20 protein-coding genes are annotated in these 22058 nt (G+C 68.1%); 4 read left to right on the top strand and 16 right to left on the bottom strand.

Annotated elements, in window-relative coordinates; all coding sequences use genetic code 11:
• Positions 1-326 precede the first annotated feature (326 nt).
• From ASF25_RS11785 to ASF25_RS11710, 16 genes are all read right to left on the bottom strand, one after another.
• On the bottom strand, positions 327-1061 hold the full coding sequence (locus ASF25_RS11785; protein WP_082502640.1) for a Crp/Fnr family transcriptional regulator: 735 nt from the start codon (positions 1059-1061) through the stop codon (positions 327-329).
• Between the two features lie 639 nt (positions 1062-1700).
• The gene (locus ASF25_RS11780) at positions 1701-1961 is read right to left on the bottom strand and encodes a hypothetical protein (protein WP_056304845.1); all 261 of its coding nucleotides are present in this window, start codon (positions 1959-1961) and stop codon (positions 1701-1703) included.
• A gap of 384 nt (positions 1962-2345) precedes the next feature.
• Positions 2346-3602: a Zn-dependent hydrolase gene (locus tag ASF25_RS11775; protein ID WP_056304843.1), complete on the bottom strand. Its 1257-nt coding sequence runs from the start codon at positions 3600-3602 to the stop codon at positions 2346-2348.
• Between the two features lie 93 nt (positions 3603-3695).
• On the bottom strand, positions 3696-4724 hold the full coding sequence (locus ASF25_RS11770) for an ABC transporter ATP-binding protein (RefSeq protein WP_056304841.1): 1029 nt from the start codon (positions 4722-4724) through the stop codon (positions 3696-3698).
• A 175-nt stretch (positions 4725-4899) separates the two neighbouring features.
• On the bottom strand, positions 4900-5946 hold the full coding sequence (locus tag ASF25_RS11765) for an ABC transporter ATP-binding protein (RefSeq protein ID WP_200927295.1): 1047 nt from the start codon (positions 5944-5946) through the stop codon (positions 4900-4902).
• 5 nt (positions 5947-5951) lie between these two features.
• Positions 5952-6872 (bottom strand): ABC transporter permease, encoded by a 921-nt coding sequence (locus ASF25_RS11760; RefSeq protein ID WP_056174309.1) that lies wholly within the window; start codon positions 6870-6872, stop codon positions 5952-5954.
• Positions 6872-7825 carry an ABC transporter permease gene (locus ASF25_RS11755; protein WP_056304837.1) on the bottom strand — a complete coding sequence of 318 codons (954 nt, stop codon included), beginning with the start codon at positions 7823-7825 and terminating at the stop codon, positions 6872-6874. Before ASF25_RS11755 ends, ASF25_RS11760 begins: the two co-directional genes overlap by 1 nt.
• Positions 7826-8009: 184 nt before the next feature.
• A complete protein-coding gene (locus ASF25_RS11750) occupies positions 8010-9560 on the bottom strand; it encodes an ABC transporter substrate-binding protein (RefSeq protein WP_244472999.1) in 1551 nt (516 codons plus the stop codon).
• A 364-nt stretch (positions 9561-9924) separates the two neighbouring features.
• Positions 9925-13014 (bottom strand): efflux RND transporter permease subunit, encoded by a 3090-nt coding sequence (locus tag ASF25_RS11745; RefSeq protein ID WP_056304833.1) that lies wholly within the window; start codon positions 13012-13014, stop codon positions 9925-9927.
• Positions 13015-13095: 81 nt separating this feature from the next.
• The gene (locus tag ASF25_RS11740) at positions 13096-14322 is read right to left on the bottom strand and encodes an efflux RND transporter periplasmic adaptor subunit (RefSeq protein ID WP_056304828.1); all 1227 of its coding nucleotides are present in this window, start codon (positions 14320-14322) and stop codon (positions 13096-13098) included.
• On the bottom strand, positions 14322-14951 hold the full coding sequence (locus ASF25_RS11735; RefSeq protein WP_056304826.1) for a TetR/AcrR family transcriptional regulator: 630 nt from the start codon (positions 14949-14951) through the stop codon (positions 14322-14324). Before ASF25_RS11735 ends, ASF25_RS11740 begins: the two co-directional genes overlap by 1 nt.
• Complete coding sequence (locus ASF25_RS11730) at positions 14948-15211, bottom strand: hypothetical protein (RefSeq protein WP_156368954.1); 264 nt, start codon at positions 15209-15211, stop codon at positions 14948-14950. The genes ASF25_RS11735 and ASF25_RS11730 overlap by 4 nt, the downstream gene beginning before the upstream one ends.
• 108 nt (positions 15212-15319) lie before the next feature.
• The gene (locus ASF25_RS11725) at positions 15320-15967 is read right to left on the bottom strand and encodes a DUF938 domain-containing protein (RefSeq protein WP_056304823.1); all 648 of its coding nucleotides are present in this window, start codon (positions 15965-15967) and stop codon (positions 15320-15322) included.
• A gap of 221 nt (positions 15968-16188) precedes the next feature.
• The gene (locus ASF25_RS11720; RefSeq protein WP_056174322.1) at positions 16189-16920 is read right to left on the bottom strand and encodes an esterase; all 732 of its coding nucleotides are present in this window, start codon (positions 16918-16920) and stop codon (positions 16189-16191) included.
• Positions 16917-17294, bottom strand: a complete 378-nt coding sequence (locus ASF25_RS11715; protein WP_056304820.1) for a nuclear transport factor 2 family protein — start codon at positions 17292-17294, stop codon at positions 16917-16919. Before ASF25_RS11715 ends, ASF25_RS11720 begins: the two co-directional genes overlap by 4 nt.
• 37 nt (positions 17295-17331) lie before the next feature.
• Positions 17332-17757 (bottom strand): OsmC family protein, encoded by a 426-nt coding sequence (locus tag ASF25_RS11710; RefSeq protein ID WP_056304868.1) that lies wholly within the window; start codon positions 17755-17757, stop codon positions 17332-17334.
• Positions 17758-18125: 368 nt separating this feature from the next.
• Between ASF25_RS11710 and ASF25_RS11705 the strand changes: the two genes are divergently transcribed.
• The 4 genes from ASF25_RS11705 to ASF25_RS11690 all read left to right on the top strand — a co-directional run bounded on the left by ASF25_RS11705 (position 18126) and on the right by ASF25_RS11690 (position 21993).
• Positions 18126-18599 carry a PAS domain S-box protein gene (locus ASF25_RS11705; RefSeq protein ID WP_056304818.1) on the top strand — a complete coding sequence of 158 codons (474 nt, stop codon included), beginning with the start codon at positions 18126-18128 and terminating at the stop codon, positions 18597-18599.
• 100 nt (positions 18600-18699) lie between these two features.
• Complete coding sequence (gene frc, locus ASF25_RS11700; protein ID WP_056174328.1) at positions 18700-19950, top strand: formyl-CoA transferase; 1251 nt, start codon at positions 18700-18702, stop codon at positions 19948-19950.
• Between the two features lie 161 nt (positions 19951-20111).
• Positions 20112-21290, top strand: coding sequence for an HPP family protein (locus ASF25_RS11695; protein ID WP_056304817.1), 1179 nt, complete (start codon positions 20112-20114; stop codon positions 21288-21290).
• A gap of 496 nt (positions 21291-21786) precedes the next feature.
• Positions 21787-21993, top strand: a complete 207-nt coding sequence (locus ASF25_RS11690) for a hypothetical protein (RefSeq protein WP_056304814.1) — start codon at positions 21787-21789, stop codon at positions 21991-21993.
• The last annotated feature ends 65 nt before the right edge of the window (positions 21994-22058 follow it).

The raw sequence follows: 22058 nt of genomic DNA, 5'->3' as shown, positions 1-22058 counted from the left end.
GCCACACGAATACGGAGGATGGAACACACCTGCGAACCGGCGCATCCCTTGCCCCAGAGCGCCGAGTGTTGACCACGACACCACCATTCCCAACCGGTGACGGCGAAAAAGGTGGACGCATGCGCGGCCGCGACTGGTCGGGCTCACCGCTCCGACCTCCCGAGACTTGGCCCGTGCCCTCGGTGTGGTCGCCGGCCTGATGTTGGGATCGGCCTTTCCCATGTTCGCCGCGTGGGAAGCGGCTGTCGAGTTCGTCGCCGAAAGCGGAACCCACGGGTTCGAATTGTTGCACAAGTCGTGTTGTGTCGAGGCTCCGGCGCGAACCCTCAAGCGGCGCGCGCCTCCGACACGCCCGGCATGACGTCGGCGTACACGGATTCGGGTAGCCCGTACGCACCCGCTGCCGTGCCGAGCAGTAGGGCGCGATCGCGGATCACGATCATGCCGCGATGGATCGCGACGGCTCCCCGGGCTACGAGGCCGTGCAGAGCCATCGTCACGCCGGCGCGGCGCACGCCGAGGATCAGGGACAGGAACTCGTGCGTCAGTGTGATGTCCTCGCGACCGAGGCGGTCGTGGCTCATGAGCAACCAACGGGCCAGGCGCTGTTCGATGGGAAAGCGCCCGTTGCACAGAGCCGTCTGCGCCACTTGAATCGAAAAGGCATAGGCGTAGCGCAGCAGATGCAGATGCAGGATGCGGTTCGTAGCCAAAGCCTCCTGAAAGTCTGAGGCCGGGATACGTAGAACCCGACATGGGATCTGCACGAAAGCATCGTACGGCGCCTGCTCGACCCCGTAGAGAAGCGGAAGGCCCGTCATACCCTCCGGGCCAACCAAACCCGTTTCCATTCCGATATCGCCTGGCGTTCGAGCGACAATAGAAATGATACCCGGGCCAGGAAAACACACATGCGAGATCGTCTCGAGGGACGTTTCGACGACATGATGCTGGTCCAGCGATACGGACGTGAGATGTGGAGCGAGCGCCTCGAATAGATCCGGCCGCAGATTGGCCAGAAGTCTATTCTGTAAACCGGTTTGATCGAGATGCGGGGGCATGGCGGGGCCTGTATCGAAAGGACTGTTTCATTTGCCTGTCGGGTACTGGGTTTGATCGTTTGAGCCAGATTCGGTATCCTTACTTAGATACCATTCAGAAAACTAATTCAAGTTAGAAAGTAGGAGGAATTTCATAGTAATTATTTCTCATTGAAGGGCTCGGTCCCGCAGCCTTGCAATGGAAATTGTCCACGTTTTACGCGCTTGCTGAACTTCCTGCGCGAAATCTTGACGCTACTTGCCGCGCTGCGTGTGTGAGTGATCCGAACCGTACAAATGTCGTTCGGCGATTGGACGCGGGCGTTCAGCCAGTCACGCGGAAAGGTGCTATCGCGGGCGAATTCAGTCGATCGGAGCGGTCCGAGCCGCGAGGCCACCGGCGCCGCTCCGTCGCATGGAATGCGATCCGCACCATCGAAGCCGCACAGCTTTCGTGAAACCGATGATGCGGGTGCAGGGCAGGTATGAGCACTTGCAGAGGCGACGCTCCAATCCAATGACGCGACACCGATTCGATGGAAACCCCGTCGGCCACGTGGCCCGGCTTCATTGATGCCTCCTCCACAGGCTTACTTCGCCAGTGGCTGGACTTCCGGATACTGGTTAGCCTCTGTGAAGCCCGTAAACTCCTGCGTGCGGTCAATTGCAGCCGATGCAGATGCCCTTGGTGATCTCGTTGTCTTTCTTCTGCTGATTCGTGAGCCGATCGGCATTCCGGTCGACTTCTCCACCCGTTGCGGCGCCGGGAGGCTTGGTCTGGCCGACCGAGGTGGTGTTGGCGGCGCGCGATGTCGTCGTGACATCCCCGCCAGTACCAGTTTCGGCCGGAGATTGTGCCACGGCGGCGCTGACGGTTCCGAAGGAGAGGATGAGGGCGCCGACGAGGAGTTTCGGTGTCACGGGCGTGGTCCTTGGCGAGGTGGAGCTGCTCCCTTCCAACGGGTACGGCGCAGGCCGGTTCACGAGCGTATGCGCGTTTTCGTGTGACACCACACACGGACCGATTGCATTTCCGGATCCAAACCGAGGAAGGCAGGCAATGCTGTCGCGGCTACGATGCCACGACCGTGGTCGGATCGCTACCGACCCCAGTGATCCGCGACAGTAATCGCTGTCAGCGCGATCGCCCCCTAACGCAATTCCGCCGGATCGGCCCGGGGGAGCGACGGCACGAACTGCCGGGGTTGGAAGCGGGCGCTTGTCAATCTGCACCTTGGAGCTTCGGCACGCGGCAGGGGCCGGCGGAGGGAAAGCGCGCCGCCGGTTCGTCGGTCCTCCAAGGCGTCAAGGCGCCGCCGGTGAGCTCGCGAGGGTCAGAACCGTCTGGAGCAGGAGGTCGGCCCCGGCGGTACAGTCGGCCTGCGTCGCCGACTCGGACTCGTTGTGACTGATGCCATCCTTGCACGGCACGAAGATCATCGCGGTGGGCACCCGGAGAGCGAGGTTGCAGGCGTCGTGCGAGGCGCCCGAGACCATGCGGCGGTGGGGCAGGCCGAGGCTCTCGGCGCCCCGCTCCACAAGGGCGACGAGGCGGGGATCGAACGGCACCGGCTCCTGGCGCCACACGGCGTCGAGGGTGATGGCGAGGTTGCGACGTGCGGCGATCTCGGCGAGCGCCGCGCGCAGATCCGTGTCGATGGCGTCGAGGGTCGCGGCATGGGGATCACGCACATCGAGGGTGAAGCGGACCCGGCCGGGGATCACGTTGCGGGACGGCGCGCCGATCACCGCCTCGCCCATGGTCGCGACAGCGCTCGGGCCGTGCGCGTGGGCGATGCGCTCGACGGCCAAGGCCACTTCGGCGAGGCCGGTGAGCGCGTCGCGTCGGCGCGGCATCGGCGTGGTGCCCGCATGGCTCTCGAATCCCGTCACCGTGCCGTCGAACCAGATGATGCCCTGACCGCCCTCCACCACCCCGATGGTCTTCTGCTCCGCCTCCAGGATCGGCCCCTGTTCGATGTGAAGCTCGACGAAAGCGCCGATGGCCCGTGACCCCGTAGGTTCCGTGGCGACGATGCCAAGGCGGGCCAGGGCCTCCGCCACGCTGATCCCATCCGCATCCGCCCGGGCGAGGATGTCGGCCACCGTGAAGGTGCCCACATGGGCGCCCGACGCCATGGTGGCGGGGGCGTAGCGGGAGCCCTCCTCGTTGGTCCAGTTGACGAGCAGGATCGGCGCCTCCGTCTCGATACCCGCATCGTTGAGGGTGCGGACCATCTCCAGCCCCGCCAGGGTGCCGAGGATGCCGTCGAAGCGCCCGCCCGTCGGCTGGGTGTCGAGGTGCGAGCCCGTGGCGATGGGCCGCCGGCTCATGTCCCGGCCCGGCCTGAGGGCGAACTGGGTGCCGAGTTCGTCGGTGCCGACGGTCAGCCCGGCGGCCTCGCAGGCGTTGCGGAACCAGTCGCGGACCTGCCCGTCCTCCAGCGACAGGGTGAGGCGGTTGATGCCGCCCGCCGGGGTTCCGCCGAACGCCGCCGTCTCCATGAGGGTGGACCAGAGGCGCGCGCCGTCCACGCGCAGGTTGTGCCGTGCCGTGCCCATGCGGGCTCCTTGTTCGCTGATCGATGAGGGCTCCCCCACGAAGGGAGACGCGCGCACCCGTGGCCCCCGTCCGAAGGCCAAGGACCGGCCGGTCTAGTGAGCCGCTTCGAGGACCCGTGCCCGGTCGCCCTGGAACGCGGCCTGCGCCGTGTCCGTACGCCAGCACGCCGCCCGGTGTCCCGGCGCGACGGCGACGTCCGGGGGGGCGTCGACGTGGCATCTTTCCTCCGCGAGGAAGCAGCGCGGGGCGAAGGGGCAGCCAGGCGGGCGGTTGGCGAGGTCCGGGGGCGAGCCCGGGATCGTCTTCAGACGCGAGCCCTTGGCGAGCGCCCCGTCGGCGCGGCTGCGCAGGAGGCCGATGGTGTAGGGGTGGTGGGGGTTGAGCACCACGTCGCGGGCGGAGCCCTCCTCGACGATCCGGCCGGCATACATCACGGCGATGCGGTCGGCGACCTCCACGGCGGCGCCGAGGTCGTGGGTGACGAAGAGCGTCGAGAGGCCGAGTTCGGCCTGCAGCTCGCGCAGGAGCAGCAGGATCTGGATCTGCACCGTGGCGTCCAGCGCCGTGGTCGGCTCGTCGGCGAGCAGCACCTGCGGCCGGCAGGCGAGCGCGAGGGCGATCATAGCGCGCTGGCGCATGCCGCCCGACATCTCGTGCGGATAGGCGTCGAGGCGCCGTTCCGGGGACGGAATGCGGACGCGTTCGAACAGCTCGAGGGCCCGCCGGCGTGCGGCCTCGGCACCGATGGTCTCGTGCTGGCGGATCGCCTCGGTGATCTGCTTCCCCACCGTGTAGACCGGATCGAGGGCGAGGAGCGGCTCCTGGAAGATCATCGCCACCGCGCGTCCCCGCAGGGCGCGGAGCGCTTTCGGGGACAGCCTCATGACATCCTGGCCGGAGACCAGGATCTCCCCTTCGATCCGCGTCTTGCGTTCGGGGTTGAGCCGCATGATGGCACGCAGGGTCACGCTCTTGCCGGACCCCGATTCGCCGATCAGCGCCACGGCCTGGCCGCGCTCCAGGGTGAGATCGACGCCGTCCACGGCCTCGACCACGCCCCCGAACACCACGCGGAGGCCCCGGATGGCGACGGCGGGCTCCTTTGCGAGTCCGCTGCTCATGGGCGAGCCCTCCGGGCTATCGTGGGGTGCAACCGGATCCCTCTCCTGGAAGGAGAGGATTGGGATGCGGTATGATCCATATCCGAAGAGGTCACACACCTCACCCTGTCCCTCTCCTTGCAGGAGAGGGGAGCCGCGCTCGATCCGGTCAGCCTTCGGTGATGAGGAGGCCGGCTCATGCGGCCACCGACAGGGTGGGGGCGGCGGAGTGGCCGGAGCCCGGCTGGCGGGCGAGGCAGGCAACGCGGTGCTGGGGATCGACGGGGGCGAGGGACGGTGCTCGCGTCCGGCACACCTCCTCCACCAGGGTGCAGCGCGGGTGGAAGCGGCAACCCGCCGGCGGATCGATGGGGTTGGGCGGGTCGCCAGCCAGCGGCGCCACCTCGGTGCGCGCGTCCGGGTCCATGGAGGGCATCGAGGACAGGAGGGCCGCCGTGTAGGGATGGGCCGGGTCGGCCAGAACGGTGTCGGCGGGGCCGATCTCCACCACCTGACCGAGATACATCACCGCCACCCGGTCGCAGATGAAGCGCACGACGTTGAGGTCGTGGGAGATGAACAGGTAGGTGAGGGCGAATTCCTGCTTGAGATCCATGAGCAGGTTCAGCACCTGCGCCTCCACGGACTTGTCGAGGGCCGAGACCGCCTCGTCGAGGACCACGAGGCGCGGCTCCAGGGCCAGCGCGCGGGCGATGTTCACGCGCTGGCGCTGCCCTCCGGAAAGTTCGTGCGGATAGCGCGCGGCGAAGCGCGAGGGCTCCAGGCCGACGCGGGCGAGGAGCGAGCGCGCCCGCTCGATGGCCTGGCGTTTCGGCACGCCGTGCACCCGCGGCCCGAACGCCACGGAGCCCTCGATGGTCATGCGCGGGTTGAGGGAGGCGTAGCTGTCCTGGAACACCATCTGGGTCTGGGCGCGGAACTCCCGCCAGGGGAGGGCGCGCCCGCCGATGCGCTCGCCGTCGAACAGCAACTCGCCGGCATCGTGCGGCATCAGCCCCATGATGAGCCGCGCCGTCGTTGACTTGCCGCAGCCGGATTCTCCGACGATCCCGAGGGTCTCCCCTTTCAGGATGTTGAAATCGACGCCGTCTACGGCGCGGACCACAGCCTTCTTGCCGCCGATCCCCTTCTTGACGGGGAAGTGCTTCACCAGCCCGTCGATGGAGAGCAGGGGCTGGGCCGGGCCGCCCCGGTCGCGGTCGTGCGGAACGGTGCCTGTCAGGACGCTCACGACTTCACCTCCATAGCGGACCGGAGCCCGTCCGAGAACAGGTTGAACGAGATCGACACGATGAAGATGGCGAGCCCCGGCAGCGCCGCGACCAGGGGGTTCACGTAGATCGCCGTGCGCAAGGTGTTCAGCATCAGGCCCCATTCGGGCTCCGGCGGCTTCACCCCGAGGCCGAGGAACGACAGGCCGGAAGCGAGGATCATCGACACGCTGATGAGGCTGGTGGCGTAGACGAAGATCGGCCCCAGCACGTTGCCGAGCACCTGCACCCGGAGGATCGTGAACGTCGAGGCACCCGACAGCCGGGCGGCATCGACGTAGTCGCGCGAGCGGATCTGCGTGGTCACGCTCTCGGCCACGCGGGCGATCTGGGGCACGAACACGCAGGTCAGCGAGACGATGGAGTTGAACACACCGGCCCCCAGCGCGCCCGAGAGCGCGATGGCGAGGAGCACGGACGGGAACGCGAAGAACACGTCGACGGTCCGCATCAACACGGTATTGACCCAGCCGCCGACGTAGCCGGCGAGGATCCCGATCCCCGAGCCGATGACGAAGGCCAAGATGACCGGGGTGACGCCGATGAACAGCGACAGGCGCCCGCCCATCATCAGGCGGCTCAGCATGTCGCGGCCGAGCTCGTCCGAACCGAGGATGTAGGTGGCGTCGCCGATGGGCTTGAGCCTGCGCAGCATCGAGCCGCGATACGGATCCATGGGGGTGATCCACGGCGACAGGATCGCCACGGCCACGATGGCGAGGATGATGCAGGCCGCCACCATCGCCACGGGATCGCGGACGAGCTTGTGGCCGACCTGCCCCCAGAAACCCCGCGAGGCCACGAAGGCGTCGGGGGTGGACGAGGCGGGAGAAGCCCCGCCTGCGATGTCGATGGCCGGTGCGATCGTGTGTGCCATCAGCCCCTCTCGATGCGCGGGTCGAGCGCCGTCTGCACGACGTCGACGATGAGGTTGAGGGCGACGAAGAACATCGCCAGGACGAGGATCGAGCCCTGCAGCAGGGGCAGGTCGCGCTGGAAGATCGCGGCGTTGAGGAGGAAGCCCGTGCCCGGCCAGGCGAACACCGTCTCGATGAGGATCGAACCGCCGAGCAGGTAGCCGAGCTGCAGGCCCATGATGGCCAGCGCCGTGGGGGCCGCGTTCTTGACGACGTGCCGGAACACGCCGAACTCGCTCATGCCTTTGGCCCGCAGCGCCCCGACGAAATCCTGGGCCAGGATGTCGCCCACCAGGGCCCGGACCGTGCGGGCGATGACCCCCATGGGGATCACCGACATGGTGAGGGCCGGCAGGATGATGTAGCGCAAATGCTCGAAATCGGGCCGCCAGTTGCCCGAGCCGTCCGGGCCGGCGCCGGTGGGCGGCAGCCAGCCGAGCTGGGCCGAGAACACGATCACCAGCACCATGCCGAGCCAGTAATGCGGCACGCTGACCCCGAATACCGACACGGCGGAGGCGAGGCGGTCGAGGATCGAGTTGCGGAAGTATCCGGCGACGAAACCGAAGACCATGCCGAAGGTGAAGCCGATGAGCGTCGCAACGGAGGCGAGGATCAGGCTGTTGACCACGGCGCGACCGACCTCCTGTGCCACGGGCCGCCCGGTGGCGATGGAGATGCCGAGATCCCCCTGGAGCACGTGCCAGAGCCAGATCACGTACTGGACGGGCAGCGGCTTGTCGTAGCCGTAGGCCGCCCGCATGGCGTCGATGGTCTCCTGCGTGGCGTCCACCGGGAGTACGGCGCTCAACGGGTCGCCGGGGGCGAGGTGGACGAGGAGGAAGCACACCACGCTGACGCCCAGCGCCACGGGCGTGACGGTGAGGAGGCGCTGGAGGATGAATCTCAGCATGGGAACACCTCAGTGAGTGGGCCGTCCCGCCCGCAGCCCTCATCCTGAGGTGACCGCGAAGCGGGCCTCGAAGGATGGTTCCAACGGCCTCGACAGAGGCTGGAGGCCTCCTTCGAGGCCTCCGCTTCGCTCCGGCGCCTCAGGATGAGGTGATCGGGTGGGGGCGACATGGATGCGCCTCCGGTCACTTGCCCATGGAGATCGGCGAGAAATCCTGGAACCAGTTCTGCGCCTGGACGAAGCCCTTCACCTTCGGACTCATGGCCCGGGGATTGGTGTCGTGCGCCACCATCAGGAACAGGGCCTCGTCGACGTACTTCTCGTGGACCTTCTCCAGAACCTTGGTCTGCTCTGCCGGATCGAAGGTGGTGCGCACCGCGTCGAACAGCTTGTCCATCTCGGGGTCGCAGTAATGGCCCCAGTTGGTGCCGTTGGGCGAAGCAAGGTTACATTGGAGATGGCGGATGAACCCCGTGAAGGGGTCCTGGATGAAGTACGAAAAATTCATGCCCGTGGCGTTGCGGGACATGTCCGCCTTCGCGCCGCCGCGCCACAGGTTGATGAGGGTGTTCCACTCCACCACCTCGAACTCGACCTTGATGCCGATGTCGGCGAGATTCTGCTGGATGAGTTCGTTCATCGGCAGGGGCTGCATCTGGCCCGATCCGGACGGCGCGATGAGGATCTTCGTGACGATGGGCTTCTTCGGCCCGTAGCCGGCCTCCGCCAGGAGCTTCTTGGCGGCTTCCGGATCATAGCCCGGTTTGAAGGTCGGCTTGCCGAACCAGGCCGAGCCCGGCGGCATGAAGCCCTGCGCCGGGATCATCAGGCCGTTGAGCATCTCCTTCATGCCTTCGCGGTCGACGGCGAGGTTGGCGGCCTTGCGCACGCGGATGTCGTTCCACGGCGAGCCCTCGACGCGCGACAGATGCCAGGTCCAGTTGTGCGGATAGGCGTTGGTGACGATGGAAAAGCCGGCGCCTTTCAGCGACGCCACGGCGTCGGGCGGCGGCGCCTCGATCCAATCGACCTGGCCCGAGCGGAGCGCGGCCACGCGGGCGTTGGCTTCCGGCAGGGGCACCAGCACGAGCTTGTCGAGCTTGGGCACCCGCGCCGTGTCCCAGTACGCCTTGTTCGGCACCATCTCGGCGCGCTCGCGCGGCGCGAACAATGTCATTTTCCACGGACCGGTTCCAGATGGGGCCTTGGCGAAGGCATCCCAGCTCTTGCCCAGCTTCTCCCACTGGGCCGGCGACGAGATCATGATCCAGGCGATCTGGTAGGGCAGGGTGGCGTCGGGATTCTTGGTGATCACCTCGAGGGTGGTCGGATCGACGGCGCGGTAGCCTGCCACCGCCGGGATGCGGGAGCGCCCCTGCGCGGATTGGCGCGGATCGAAGTGCGGCGCGTCTGTCTTGAGGAGCTTGTCGAGGTTCCACACCACCGATTCGGCAGTGAAGGGCGAGCCGTCGTGGAAGGTCACGCCCTCCCGCAGCTTGAACGTCCACTTGGTCTTGTCGACCGGGTCCACGGTCCAGCTCGTGGCGAGGCCCGGCGCCAGCACCGAGGGCTTCGTCGCCGAGGACAGGTCCCAGTTGATGAGGCCGTCATAGACCGTATAGCCGGTGAACCGCATACCCTCGCCGCCATTGTCGGCCTGACCGGTGGTCAGCGGAATGTCGGAGGCGGTCATCCCGATCTTGAGGACGCCCTGCGCGAGGGCCGCCGGCATCATCAGACCCGACAGCAGGGTGATCGCGAGAAGGCGTCCTTTGGCGTGGGCGGGCGTGGTCCGACGCGTCGTTGAATCGATCATGCGCACACAGGTTCCTTCGGTGGGCCGAGCCCGGACGAGAAACTGTATGCAAACTGTCGGCCAGCCCGACCGGACTGGAGAAAGGAATCCCCCCAGTCGGCGCTGACCTATCCGAACGGTCTCTTTCCGAGAATCGCAACCACCGGCGTGGTGAACCGCCGCGCTCCCGCTCCTGACAGCGGGAGGAACCCGCGCCACTCGTGAGAGGGTTCATGCCGAAGGCGAGCGGGGCGAGGAACCCCGCGAAGGCGCGTTGTTCGTTCGAGACGCGTCGTCCGTCTCCTCACACCCCGTGGGAGACGGAGCTGTCCGGGGCCTCGTCGCGGGCCCCGACGATACGGCCAAGGAGGCGGCCGAGGACGTTGCCGAGGCTGTCCATGAGCAGGAACACCGCCGGCACGAACACCAGGGACAGCAGGGTCGAGACGATCAGCCCCGAGATCACCGCTACCGCCATGGGCGCGCGGAACTCGCCGCCGACGCCGAGGGCCATGGCGGAGGGCACCATGCCGGCCGCCATGGCGAGGGTCGTCATGATGATTGGGCGGGCGCGCTTGCGGCCGGCATCGACGATGGCGGTGACCCGGTCGACGCCCCGGGCCATCTCCTCGACGGCGAAGTCCACGAGCATGATGGCGTTCTTCGTCACCAGACCCATGAGCATCAGGATGCCGATGACCACCGGCATGGAGATGGGCATGTTGAGCAGGAGCAGGCCCAGGATGGCGCCCCCGATGGAGAGCGGCAGGGAGAACAGGATGGTGAGGGGCTGCAGGAACGAGCCGAACAGCAGCACGAGGACGGCGTAGACCATCATGATTCCGGCGCCCATGGCCATGAGAAACCCCGAGAACACCTCGCCCATGATCTCGGCGTCGCCGGTCTGGCGGATGGTCACGCCGGGCGGGAGGTTCTTCGCCGTCGGGGTATCGAGGGCCTGGGCGATGAGAGAGCCCAATGCGTCCGAGCCCTCCATGTTGGCTTCCACGGCGACGCGGACCACGCGGTCGTAGCGGTCGATGGCGCCCGGCCCCTGGCCGAGTTCGATGTCGGCGACGGCCGCCAGGGGCACGGCGGCGTTGTTCTTGGCCGGAACCTTGAGGGTCTCCAGGCGCGCGACGGTGCCGCGCGCGCTCTCGGGCAGTTGCACCCGGATCGGCACCTGCCGGTCGGAGGCGTTGAACTTCGCGAGGTTCAGGCCGATGTCCCCGATGGTTCCCACCCGCACGGTCTCCGCTATGGCATCGGTGGAGACGCCGAGATCGGCGGCCGAGCCCTCCTTCGGGCGGATGCGGACCTCCGTGCGGTTGAGGGGCGCCGTCGACATCGCCGAGACGAGGTGGGGGATCGCCGCCATGTCGCGCTGCAGCCGGGCGGCGACCTCCGAGACCACCGCCGTGTCGGGGCCGCCGACCACGAGGGCGAGATCGCGCTGGCCCGAATCGCGAAGCACCCACGAGCGGATGTCCGGCTCCTCGGCGATGAGGGCCGAGATCACGGCCTCCACGGCACCCTGCTTTTTCGTGCGCTGGTTCTTCGGCGTCAGGTTGACGATGAAGGTCGCGAGGCGCGTCTCCTTCTTGCCGCCGACCTGCCGCCCGCCGTCGACGAAGACCGAGACCACCTCCGGCAGGGCGCGGATGCGCGCCGCCACCCGGTCGGAGGCCGCGATGGTGTCAGCGAGGCGCGCGCCGGGGGCGAGTTCGACCATGAGCAGGGTGCGGGCCATGTCCTGCTTCGGCACGAATCCGGAGGGCAGCAGGCCCGTGGAGGCGAGGGAAGCGGCGAACAGGGCCAGACCGACGATCAGGGTGATGAAGCGGTGGCGCACGGACCAGCCGACGAGGCGGCCGTAGGCCCGCATCACCGGGCCCTCCGCTTCCTCCGCATGGCCATGATCGCGCAAAAAATAGGCAGCCAACATCGGCGTGATCAGACGTGCCACCAAAAGCGACATGAACACCGACACCGCGATGGTGAGGCCGAACTGGATGAAGTAGCGTCCGGCGATGCCGCCCATGAACGAGACCGGCGCGAACACCGCGATGAGGGTCGCCGTGATGGCGATGACCGCGAGGCCGATCTCGTCGGCGCCGTCGATGGCGGCGCGGTAGGGCGATTTGCCGAGCCGCATGTGCCGGACGATGTTCTCGATCTCCACGATGGCATCGTCGACGAGGATGCCGGTCACCAGGGTGATGGCCAGCAGGGAGATGCCGTTGAGGGTGAACCCCATGGCGTCCATGGCCCAGAAGGTCGGGAACACCGAGAGCGGCAGGGCGACGGCCGCGATGAGCGTCGCGCGCCAGTCGCGCAGGAACAGGAACACCACGATGACGGCGAGCACCGCGCCCTCGATGAGGGTGTGCATGGCCGAATCGTAAGAGCCGATGGTGGCCGAGACCGAGGAATCGATCTGCTCGAACACGAGGTCGGGGTAGGTGGTGGCGAATTCGGCGATCTTCTTCTCCACCGCCGCCGCCACCTCGGCGTCGCTGGCGCCCGAACCGCGCGAGACCGTGAACGCCACCACGGGATTGCCGTTGAAGCGCGCGAAGGTACGCGGCTCCTCGATGGAATCCTCCACGGTGGCGAGGTCGTCGAGGCGCACCTTGCGGCCGCCCGGCAACACGATGGAGGTCGCCTTGAGGTCTCGCAGGGTGCGGGAGGCGGCAAGCGTCCGGATCGATTGCTCACGTCCGCCGACCTCGCCGCGCCCGCCCGCCATGTCGGCGGAGGTGATGCGCAGCTGCCGATTCACGTCCGCCGCCGTGATGCCCAACGCCAAGAGCCGGTCGGGCTGGAGCACCACGCGCATCTCGCGGGCGACGCCACCGACGCGCTCGACGCCGCCGACCCCCTTCACCCCCTGGAGGGTGCGGGCGATCTTGTCCTCCACCAGCCAGGACAGGTCGGCCGGCAGCATGGCGGGGGCGGTGACGCCGTAGACCAGGATCGGCAGACCGGCGATCTCGACGCGGCTGATCACCGGCTCGTCGATGGTGCGCGGCAGGTTGATGCGGATCTTGGAGATCGCGTCCTTGACGTCGTTGACGGCCCGGTCGGTGTTCACCTCGAGGCGAAACTCGACGGTGGTGACGGACGAGCCCTCGGTGATCGACGAGGTGATGTGCTTGACTCCGCGCACACCCGCGATGGAATCCTCGACCCACTTGGTCACCTGGGTCTGCAATTCGGAGGGCGCCGCACCCGCCTGCGTGATCGCCACGGAGACGATCGGCACATCGACGTTGGGCATGCGCGTGACGGCGAGGCCTCGGAAGCTGACGAGGCCGAGGACGATGAGCACGAGGAACAGGACAAGGGGGCCGATGGGCTTGCGGATCGCGTAAGCCGAGATGTTCAGGCGCATCGGTCAGGGTGCTTCTGCGAGAGAATACGGCATGCGTTCAGGCAGGTTCGTGGTCGCAGGCCGGATCGAGGTATTGCGACCCTACGGAACGCCGGCCTCGGCGGTGGCCAGCGGCGAAGGCGTCGCCGCCACGAGGGCGGCCGGGCCGGCGACCGCGATGGGGCGCACGCGGTCGCCGTCTCGCAGGAAGGAGCCGGCGCGGGCGACCACCTGCTCGCCCTCTGCGAGGCCCTGGCGGACCTCGATGCTGTCGTCGTCGGACAGGCCGGTGCGGACCACGCGGGACTCGACCCGGTCGCCAGTCACGACCAGCACGGTACTGCGCCGATCGGCGCCGTAAAGGATGGAGGCCTGGGGCACGGTGACGTCGCGGGTGCGGGCGAGTTCGACGCCGCCGCGCGCGAAGGTGCCGATGCGCAGGCGCGAGTCGGCGTCGAGGCGCACCCGGACCTTGCCGAGCCGGCTCGCCTTGTCGACCTCCGGGTAGATGGCGCGCACGCTGCCCTGCACCCGCTCGCCGTCGCCGAGTACGATCCAGGCGGGCTTGCCCTCCCGGATCTGCGGCAGCCTGGTCTCGATGACCTCGCCCTCGAGCTCGATCTCGCCGCGGGCGATGAGGCGGAACAGGGGCTCGGCCGTCCCCGAGGCCGCCATGCCGACGCGGGCCGTACGACGGCTGACGATGCCGGCCTCCGGGGCACGGATTTCCGTTCGGGCAAGACGCAGCTCGAGCTCGTCGCGCACGGCCTGCGCCTGGGCGAGTTCGGCCTTGGCGATGATGAGGCCATTGCGGGCGAACGCGAGCTTGCCCTCCGCCTGGCGCAGCACGGAGGTGCGGCCTTCCAGGATCACGGCGGTGCCATTGCCCGTCTGGAGCAATTGGCGGGCGCGGTCGTGGGACAGGCGGGCCTCCGTCTCGGCGGCCTCGGCCTGCTCGATGGTGCTCTGGGCCTGGGGCACGGAGGCCGCCGCCTTGTCGATGAGCGCCTTCTGCTGGGCGAGTTGCCGGTCGATGAGGTCGCGGGACAGGCGTGCCAGGACCTGGCCGCGCTCGACCCGCATGCCTTCCTCCGCGAGCACTTCGGTGATGCGGGTGCCGTCGATCTCCGGCGTCACCAGGATTTCGTCGCGCGGGACCAGAGTTCCGGTGACCGTCACGGTCTCGACGATCTCGCGACGCTGGGCCTCGACCACACTGACGGCGGGGAGGGGCGGGGCCTTCACGGAAGCCACGTCGGCGGATGCCGGGCCGGCAGCGGACAACGACAGGAGGACGGCGCCGAGGGTCCGTGCGCGCAACGGGATCATCAGGTCGGCTCCGAGGGGGATGGGGCAGGGAGGCGGCCGGCAAGACCGGCCTCGATGGTGGCCCGGAGATGCGCCGCCGCAACGGCCGTATCGAAGCCCGGGATCAGGGCCCGGCTGACGACGAGCCCCTTCATCAGGGGATCGAGGATTGCGTAGACCGCGTGCGGATCGCAGGCCGGGTCAGTGGCCAGCGCCGCAAGGGTTTCGATGAACCAGTCGCGGGCCTCGGCGTCGGCGCTCTTCGTCATGGCGGCGATGGCCGGGTTGCGCGTTGCTTCCGACCAGATGTCGAGGCGCAGCACCGCCGCTTCGCGCTTGATCCGCTGGAAATACTGCGTGATGACGCCCAGGAAGGCCGCGCGCCGGTCGCCCGCCCGCTCCAGGTTCTCGACCAGGACGACGCCGCGCTCGCGCTCGCGCTCGGCCCACCCGAGGATCAACGCCTCCTTGGATTCGAAGTAGCGGTAGAAGTTGCCTGGGCTCATGGCCGCCTCGCGGGCCAAATCCTGCATGGTGGTGCGGTGGAAGCCGTTGCGCACGAAGCAGGCTTCCGCCGCGTCGAGGATGTGCTCGCGCCGCGCCGCCTGACCGCTCCTCGCGTCGATGACGGTGCCGAGGGCCGCGCTCACGAGGCCGTCCCGGAGGACTGAACCATGGCGCAGGCGCGGGGCTGAAGGTCGAGGTCGGCGCAGACACGGGCCTGCCAGCTGTCCGGCCCGGCGCCGGTCCAGCCGATGAGGGCGAGCCAGCCAAAGGCCAGGGTGCCCATCACCACGAGGTTCGCCGGGGTGAAGACCGCGCGGAGGAGCGCCACGGGGCGCCCGGAGGACGGGGCCTCGGTCTCCACGGCGTAGAATTCCGGCCAGCGGCCACGATGGGGAAGGACCATCACCAACTCCTGCTTGTCCAATCTGTATAATGAACGTTCATTCTCACGTCAATGAACGTTCATTCTCCTTCGAGGGCGAGGGTGCGATCCGGCACGCATCCAGGCGCTTCATCGCGCCGGATCAACCTTGCGAAACACCACGAACAGGTTGTTGGCCGGCATGGCGACATGCTGGGAGAGGGCGAGGCCGTGGGCTTCGGCAGCACGGGTCACGGCCGAAAGGTCGCGCAGCCCCCAGGCCGGATCGCGGGCGCGCAGGTCTGCGTCGAAGGCGGCGTTGCTGTCCGCGAGCCGTACTCCGTGCTCTCGGAATGGACCGTACAGGACCAGTACCCCGCCCGGCGGCAGCAAGCGGACGGCGCCGGCCATCAACCCTGGCGTCGCGGCCCAGGGTGCGATGTGAATCATGTTGATGCACACGATGGCATCGGCGCGGGATATCGGCCAATGCGGCATGGACACGTCGAGGTCCAGCGGGGGACGGAGATTGGCGCATGCCGCCGCGCGGGTGTGGGCGACGATGCTGCGCCGTGCCACCGGGTCCGGATCGCTCGGCTGCCAGATCAGATGGGGAAACGTCGCCGCCCAGTGGAGGGCATGCTCACCCGTGCCGCTCGCCACTTCCAGCACGGTGCCGAAGCGCGGCAGAACGCTAGCCAAAGCCGCGCCGATGGGCTCCCGGTTGCGTGGGACCGCTGGCGCATACAGTGCATCGTCATCCGACATCGCCAAACCTCCCATGACGCCGCCGATCATGCGCGTCGGGTCTCAGCATCGCCTGACACCGCTGCTGAAATGAATCTCCTATTTGAAATGATATAACAGTCGAGCTAGAAGTCGTATGTTCTACGTTGGCGTTCTGCCGTCCCGACCCGGCTCCCTTCCCGAGCCGCTCGATGCCGTCGCACCAGCCGACCTCGCCGGCCTACGGGCGGAGGAGGCCGTTTCACGGTTGCGGTCCTGACGAGCCTAGCAGCTCAAGTTTCCACCGTTGCGCGAAGGAAAGCCACCGCCTGGGCGACGATCTCCGGCTGGTGGGCGTGCGGGCCGTCATACTCGACCGCCGTCACGGCGTAGCCGGCGGCACGCAGGCGTGCGACGTGGACGCGAGCGCTGCGGTCGATGGGGATCTGTTCGTCGCGTGTGCCGTGGGAGACGAAGATCCGGGGCGCACCGACCTGCAGGTGTACGGATAGGAACCCGGCCGAGGATGCGACGACGTGGGTGACCACGTCGCCGTTGGCGAGGCCGAGGGACAGGGCGTAGCTGCCGCCGTCGGAATGCCCCGCGAAGACGAGCCGCGCCGGATCGAGGGGAAACCGCGCCGCCACCGCCGCCAGGGCCACGGACAGGCGCTCCCGATCCGGGCCGTGGCCGCCGATCACGAGATCCCAGGTCGGGAACAGCGATTGGGGCGCCAGCAGCAGGAACCCCTCCGCCGCCGCATGGGCCTCAAGCATCGGCAGGATCCGCTCCGCGCTGCCGCCGCCGCCGTGGAACAGCACCACCAACGGCACGGGTCGGCCGGGCGCCAACCCCTCGGGCACCACTAGAACAGCGTCACGATTGTCGAACAGGCCGAGGGCGTGCCGGCCGGGCGGCAGGGGCGTCGTCGTCGGCAGGCGATGGGCGAAGCCGAGTCGCCCTGTGAGCTCCGGCGCGAGGGCGACGGCGTCGGGTTCCGTCGGGCCGGCGAGAGTCCGGGTCATGCGGCGTCCGCCGGGGTGAGGGGTTTGATCTTGAGCTGGTCGATCACCCAGAGCCAGCCGCCATCGGCCTGCAAGCGCGCCGTCTCCACGGAGATCTGCCCATTGGGCAGGCGCGCGAAGGTCATGGCGAGGTCGCCGTTGCGCAGAGCCGGCAGGGCCTCGACGGCCGGAAAGTTCGACTTGCGCGCAAGCAGGTCGGCGTAGAACGTCCGGATCTCGGCATGGCCCGTGGCCACGACGGCGCCGGCCGCCACGACGGCCTCCGGTTCGTAGAGGGCGACCAGGCCCTCGACATCACCCGCATTGGCGCGGGCATGGAAGAGGCGGGCAAGGTCTTCGGGTGCCTCGGCGCGTGAGCGGTCGGTCTTGGGCATCGCTGATGTTTCCCTTCGCTGTGATCTCGATTCGGTGTCAGCGCAGGCGCCGCCCGGTGCCGTCCGCGACGGTCACCGCCACGGGAATCCCGGCCTCGACGCTCTGCGACACGGTGCAGAAGCGCTCGAACTGCTCCAGCACCCGGTCGAGGCGCGGCATAGCCTCGGCCGATGCGCCCAGCGCGATGGCGACCTCGATTCCGCCGATCCGCAGGCGCCCTTCGGCGTTTCGCACGATCCGGCAATGGGCATCCGCCGCCACGCCGCCCGCCTCCTGGCGGAACTTGCCGAGGGCGAACACCATGGAGGCGCACAGGCAGTTCGAGACCGCCGCCACGAGGAGCTGTTCCGGGCAAGGACCGAACCCCTCACCGGCGGGGGGCGCCTCGTCGACGGACAGGACCGCGGCGAGGCCGCCGAAATCCACGGTGAAGCGATAGGCGGCGTCCTGGGTGATCCGAATGCCTGGACCACGGCCGGCCGCCGCGTCGACGGCGGCCGGACCCGCCGGCGCTGCCGGACCGAGCGGCGCTTTGGCGCCCGCGAGTGCAGGAGAGCAGGACAGCTCCTCCGAGGCGGGCAGGATGGTCGGTTGACAGTCCGAAATGCTTGGCATACCAAATACCAACAACGGGCGGACAGAAAAAGCAAGTCCTCGTCACGCCCAGGAGACTGTCGTTGCGGCTCTCGTTGCCGTCGATGTCGAATCAAAGCCCGGAGGAACCGATCATGCGCGTGACGATCCCTCGACGCCACTTCGTTCCGTCCTTGCTGCACTTGCGAACGTCTGTGGTGCTGCGCAGCGAAGACACCCTGAGCACGCGCTGAACGATGGCCGATCCCGGCGGAGCCCCCGCACAGGCGTTCGACGTCCTCGGTCTGGTGGAAGCCATCGGTGATGCCGTGGTGGTGTCCGATCCGTCGGGCGCCATCGTGGTCTGGAACGCCGCCGCCACGCGTATCTTCGGCCACACGGCCGCGGAGGCGATGGGCCAGTCCCTCGATCTCATCACCCCGGAGCGCCAGCGCCGGCGCCACTGGGACGGCTACTTCGAGACCATGCGGACCGGCATCACCAAGTACGGCGCCGACGTTCTGCGGGTTCCGGCGATCCACAAGGACGGCCATGCCCTCTCCATCGCCTTCACGGTGGGGCTGTTGCACCGCCCCGACGGCGCGGTGACGGGCATCGCCGCCATCATCCGCGACGAGACGCGGCGCTGGACCGAGGAGCGCGACCTGCGCCGCCGCGTCGCCGAACTGGAATCCCGTGTCCTGCCCCAGGGCGCGGTGGAGACGGCCTGACCGGGCCACAAGCCGCCAAGGCCAACACCAGACCCGCAGCGAAGCGGGCCTTTCAACAGACCAGCGTGTCCGTCACCGACCGATCAGGGAGAACGCCACCATGAGCAAGCCGCTCGAGGGTATCAAGATCATCGACTTCACCCACGTCCAGGCCGGACCCGCCTGCACGCAATTGCTCGCCTGGTTCGGCGCCGACGTGATCAAGGTCGAGCGGCCGGGCTCCGGCGACGTGACCCGCACGCAGTTACGCCACGTCGAGGATGCCGACGCCCTCTACTTCACCATGCTGAATTCGAACAAGCGTTCGCTCACCCTCGACACCAAGACGCCCGAGGGCAAGGAAGTCCTGGAGACGCTGATCCGGCAGTCGGACGTGATGGTCGAGAATTTCGGCCCCGGTGCCCTTGATCGCATGGGCTTTTCCTGGGCGCGCATTCAGGAACTGAACCCGGGCATGATCCTCGCCTCGGTGAAGGGCTTCTCGGACGGTCACCATTACGAGGACCTCAAGGTCTACGAGAACGTGGCGCAGTGCGCCGGGGGTGCTGCCTCCACCACGGGCTTCTGGGATGGGCCGCCCACCGTCAGCGCCGCCGCGCTCGGCGATTCCAACACCGGCATGCATCTCGCCATCGGCATCCTCACGGCGCTCCACCACAAGAACAAGACCGGCACCGGCCAGAAGGTCGCCGTGTCGATGCAGGATTCGGTGCTCAACCTCTGCCGGGTGAAGCTGCGCGACCAGCAGCGCCTCGATGCCCTGGGCTACCTCGAGGAATACCCGCAATATCCCCACGGCGAATTCACCGACGTGGTGCCGCGTGGCGGCAACGCCGGCGGCGGCGGCCAGCCGGGCTGGGTGCTCAAGTGCAAGGGCTGGGAGACCGACCCCAACGCCTACATCTACTTCACCATCCAGGGTCATGCCTGGGCGCCGATCTGCAAGGCCATCGGCAAGGAGGAGTGGATCGATGATCCGGCCTACAACACCGCCCGCGCCCGCCAGGACAAGATCTTCGACGTGTTCGCGGTCATCGAGGCCTGGCTCGCCGACAAGACCAAGTTCGAGGCCGTCGACATCCTGCGCAAGTTCGATATCCCGTGCTCGCCGGTCCTGTCGATGAAGGAACTGTCCGTCGATCCGTCGCTCCGCGCCAGCGGCACCGTCGTCGAGGTGCAGCACCCGAAGCTCGGCTCGTACCTGACCGTCGGCAGCCCGATCAAGTTCTCGGACATGAGTGTCGACATCAAGGCCTCGCCGCTGCTCGGCGAGCACACCGACGAAGTGCTGCTCGACCTCGGCTACACCCAGCAGCAGATCGAGCACCTGCATCAGGCTCGCGCCGTCTAGGATCGGCCTCCGCCTGACAACCAATCGGCGCGCCCCGGGGCGCGCCGTGCGCGTCGTGATCACACCGGTCACGCTCGGCCCCGATTGCCGCGCCACGCTCTCCCGCTACGAATCGGTCGGCAGCCTTCCGCCTAAATAGAACGCCGAGGCCCGCTCCGACGATGCGACTGTTCCTGCGTCAGCTCCTGCCGGACACTCCGCCGCCGAGCCGGCGCGAGCGCCTGCGTGCGGCGGCAGGTGCCCTCGTCGGCATCCTGGTCACGGGGCTGATCGCCCGCCTCGCCCTGGGAGCCGACGCGGTGCTGCCGGTGCTCATCGCCCCCATGGGCGCTTCGGCGGTTCTGCTCTTCGCCGTCCCGGCGAGCCCGCTCGCCCAACCCTGGTCGATCCTCGGCGGCAACGGCGTCGCGGCCCTCGTCGGCGTCACGGCCGCGGCCGCGATCCCGGATCCCCTCGCGGCGGCGTCGGTGGCGATCGGCACTGCCATCGCCCTGATGACGACCCTGCGCTGCCTTCACCCGCCGAGCGGCGCCGTCGCCCTCACGGCGGTACTCGGCGGCCCGGCCATCCACGACCTCGGCTACGGTTTCGTCCTATGGCCCGTGGGCGCCAATTCGGTCGCGATCCTCGCCGTCGCGATCGTGTTCAACAACCTCACCGGACGGGCCTATCCGCACCGGGCCGCCCCCGGGCACGGCACCGCCGATCCAGCGCCGTCCACCCGGAGCGTCACCCACGCAGATCTGGACGCGGTCCTGGCCGCGTATGATGGCGTCTTGGATGTGGCACGCGACGACCTCGCGGCGATCCTGGGGCGAGTTCAGCTCGAAGGGTATCGGCGGCGTGCCGCCGGCCCGATCACCTGCGCGGCCATCATGTCCCGCAACGTCATCGCCGTGGCGCCGCAAGCGCCCCTGCACGAAGCCCTCGGCCTCCTGCGCCACCACCGCGTCAAAGCGCTGCCGGTGACCGACGAAGGCGCTCGCATCCTCGGGATCGTCACGCAGACGGACCTCCTCGACAAGACCGTGTGGGAGCGGCCCGGACCGCGCCTCGGGGTCGCGCGGCGCCTCGCCCTCACCCTGGCCCGTGGCCGCGCCCCGCACGGCAGCGTCGAGGACATCATGACCAGCCCCGTCCGGTCCGTCCGCGCCGACACGCCTATCGCCGACCTCGTGCCGTGGATGTCCGATGACGGCCTATCACACCTGCCTGTCGTCGGTCCGGACGATCGGCTCGTCGGCATCGTCTCCCAGGCCGACCTCGTGGCCGAACTGCTGGCGGAGGCCGTGGGCGTACGCGACCGGGCTGCGACCGCATCCGAACCTGCCCTCACGTGAGAGCTGAGGGCTGAAGGCATCGCACGCCTTCCTCAGACGCCGATCCCCTGAATCTCACCCGAACCACACCGCCTACCCCAAACGATCGAACCCGAGAGGGCACTGTTCCGATATTGGTCTCGGCGGTGTTTGGACTCACACGTTTCCCATTCAGGCCGTCCGACCCGGACGGCCTGCCTTGTCATGGTTGCAGCGGACACACATCGCTCACCGTCGCTGACACCGTTCCTGGTAACGCGGACGAACATCGATTCCTTCCGCACCAGTCATGTTTGCTGGGCGACCCAAAGTTACGCATGCGCTGTACTAAGGTCGATGCCAGATTGGACGCAAATTTCCGGCGCCAAAACAGGCTAAGTTGCGCATCCCTGCTTTCGGGTGTTCCTACCTGAGGTGCTGCTAGGATCACACTTCCCATAGGCCCGTTTGTCGCTTTCACGCCTCCGGCCGAACCTCCCTACGACGCCCTTGGGCGGCTTATGGTCGGCGCAAATCGATGGCTTACGATCACCGCAACCTTCGCAACCGCCAGCGGGCATCCTCCCTGCTCCGGCACCTTCAGCGTGAACTCATCGACGTGTCGGATTGGGTCGAGCCCGAGCGCGAGCCGAGCCTCGCCCTCGACATGTCCCATCTCCGGCTGTCCAACGTGAAGGGCGTCCACCTTCTACTGATCGGCCCCCACGAGGTGGTCCGAGGATAAAGTTAGTGCACGGTTGGCCGCTCCGCCACGGGTAGCTTGGCCGGCGGAGCTGGTCGGGCGAGCGC

Origin of the sequence: Methylobacterium sp. Leaf100 (assembly GCF_001422845.1) — a bacterium.
Classification (GTDB): domain Bacteria; phylum Pseudomonadota; class Alphaproteobacteria; order Rhizobiales; family Beijerinckiaceae; genus Methylobacterium.
This window is presented reverse-complemented; position numbering and strand designations above follow the sequence as displayed.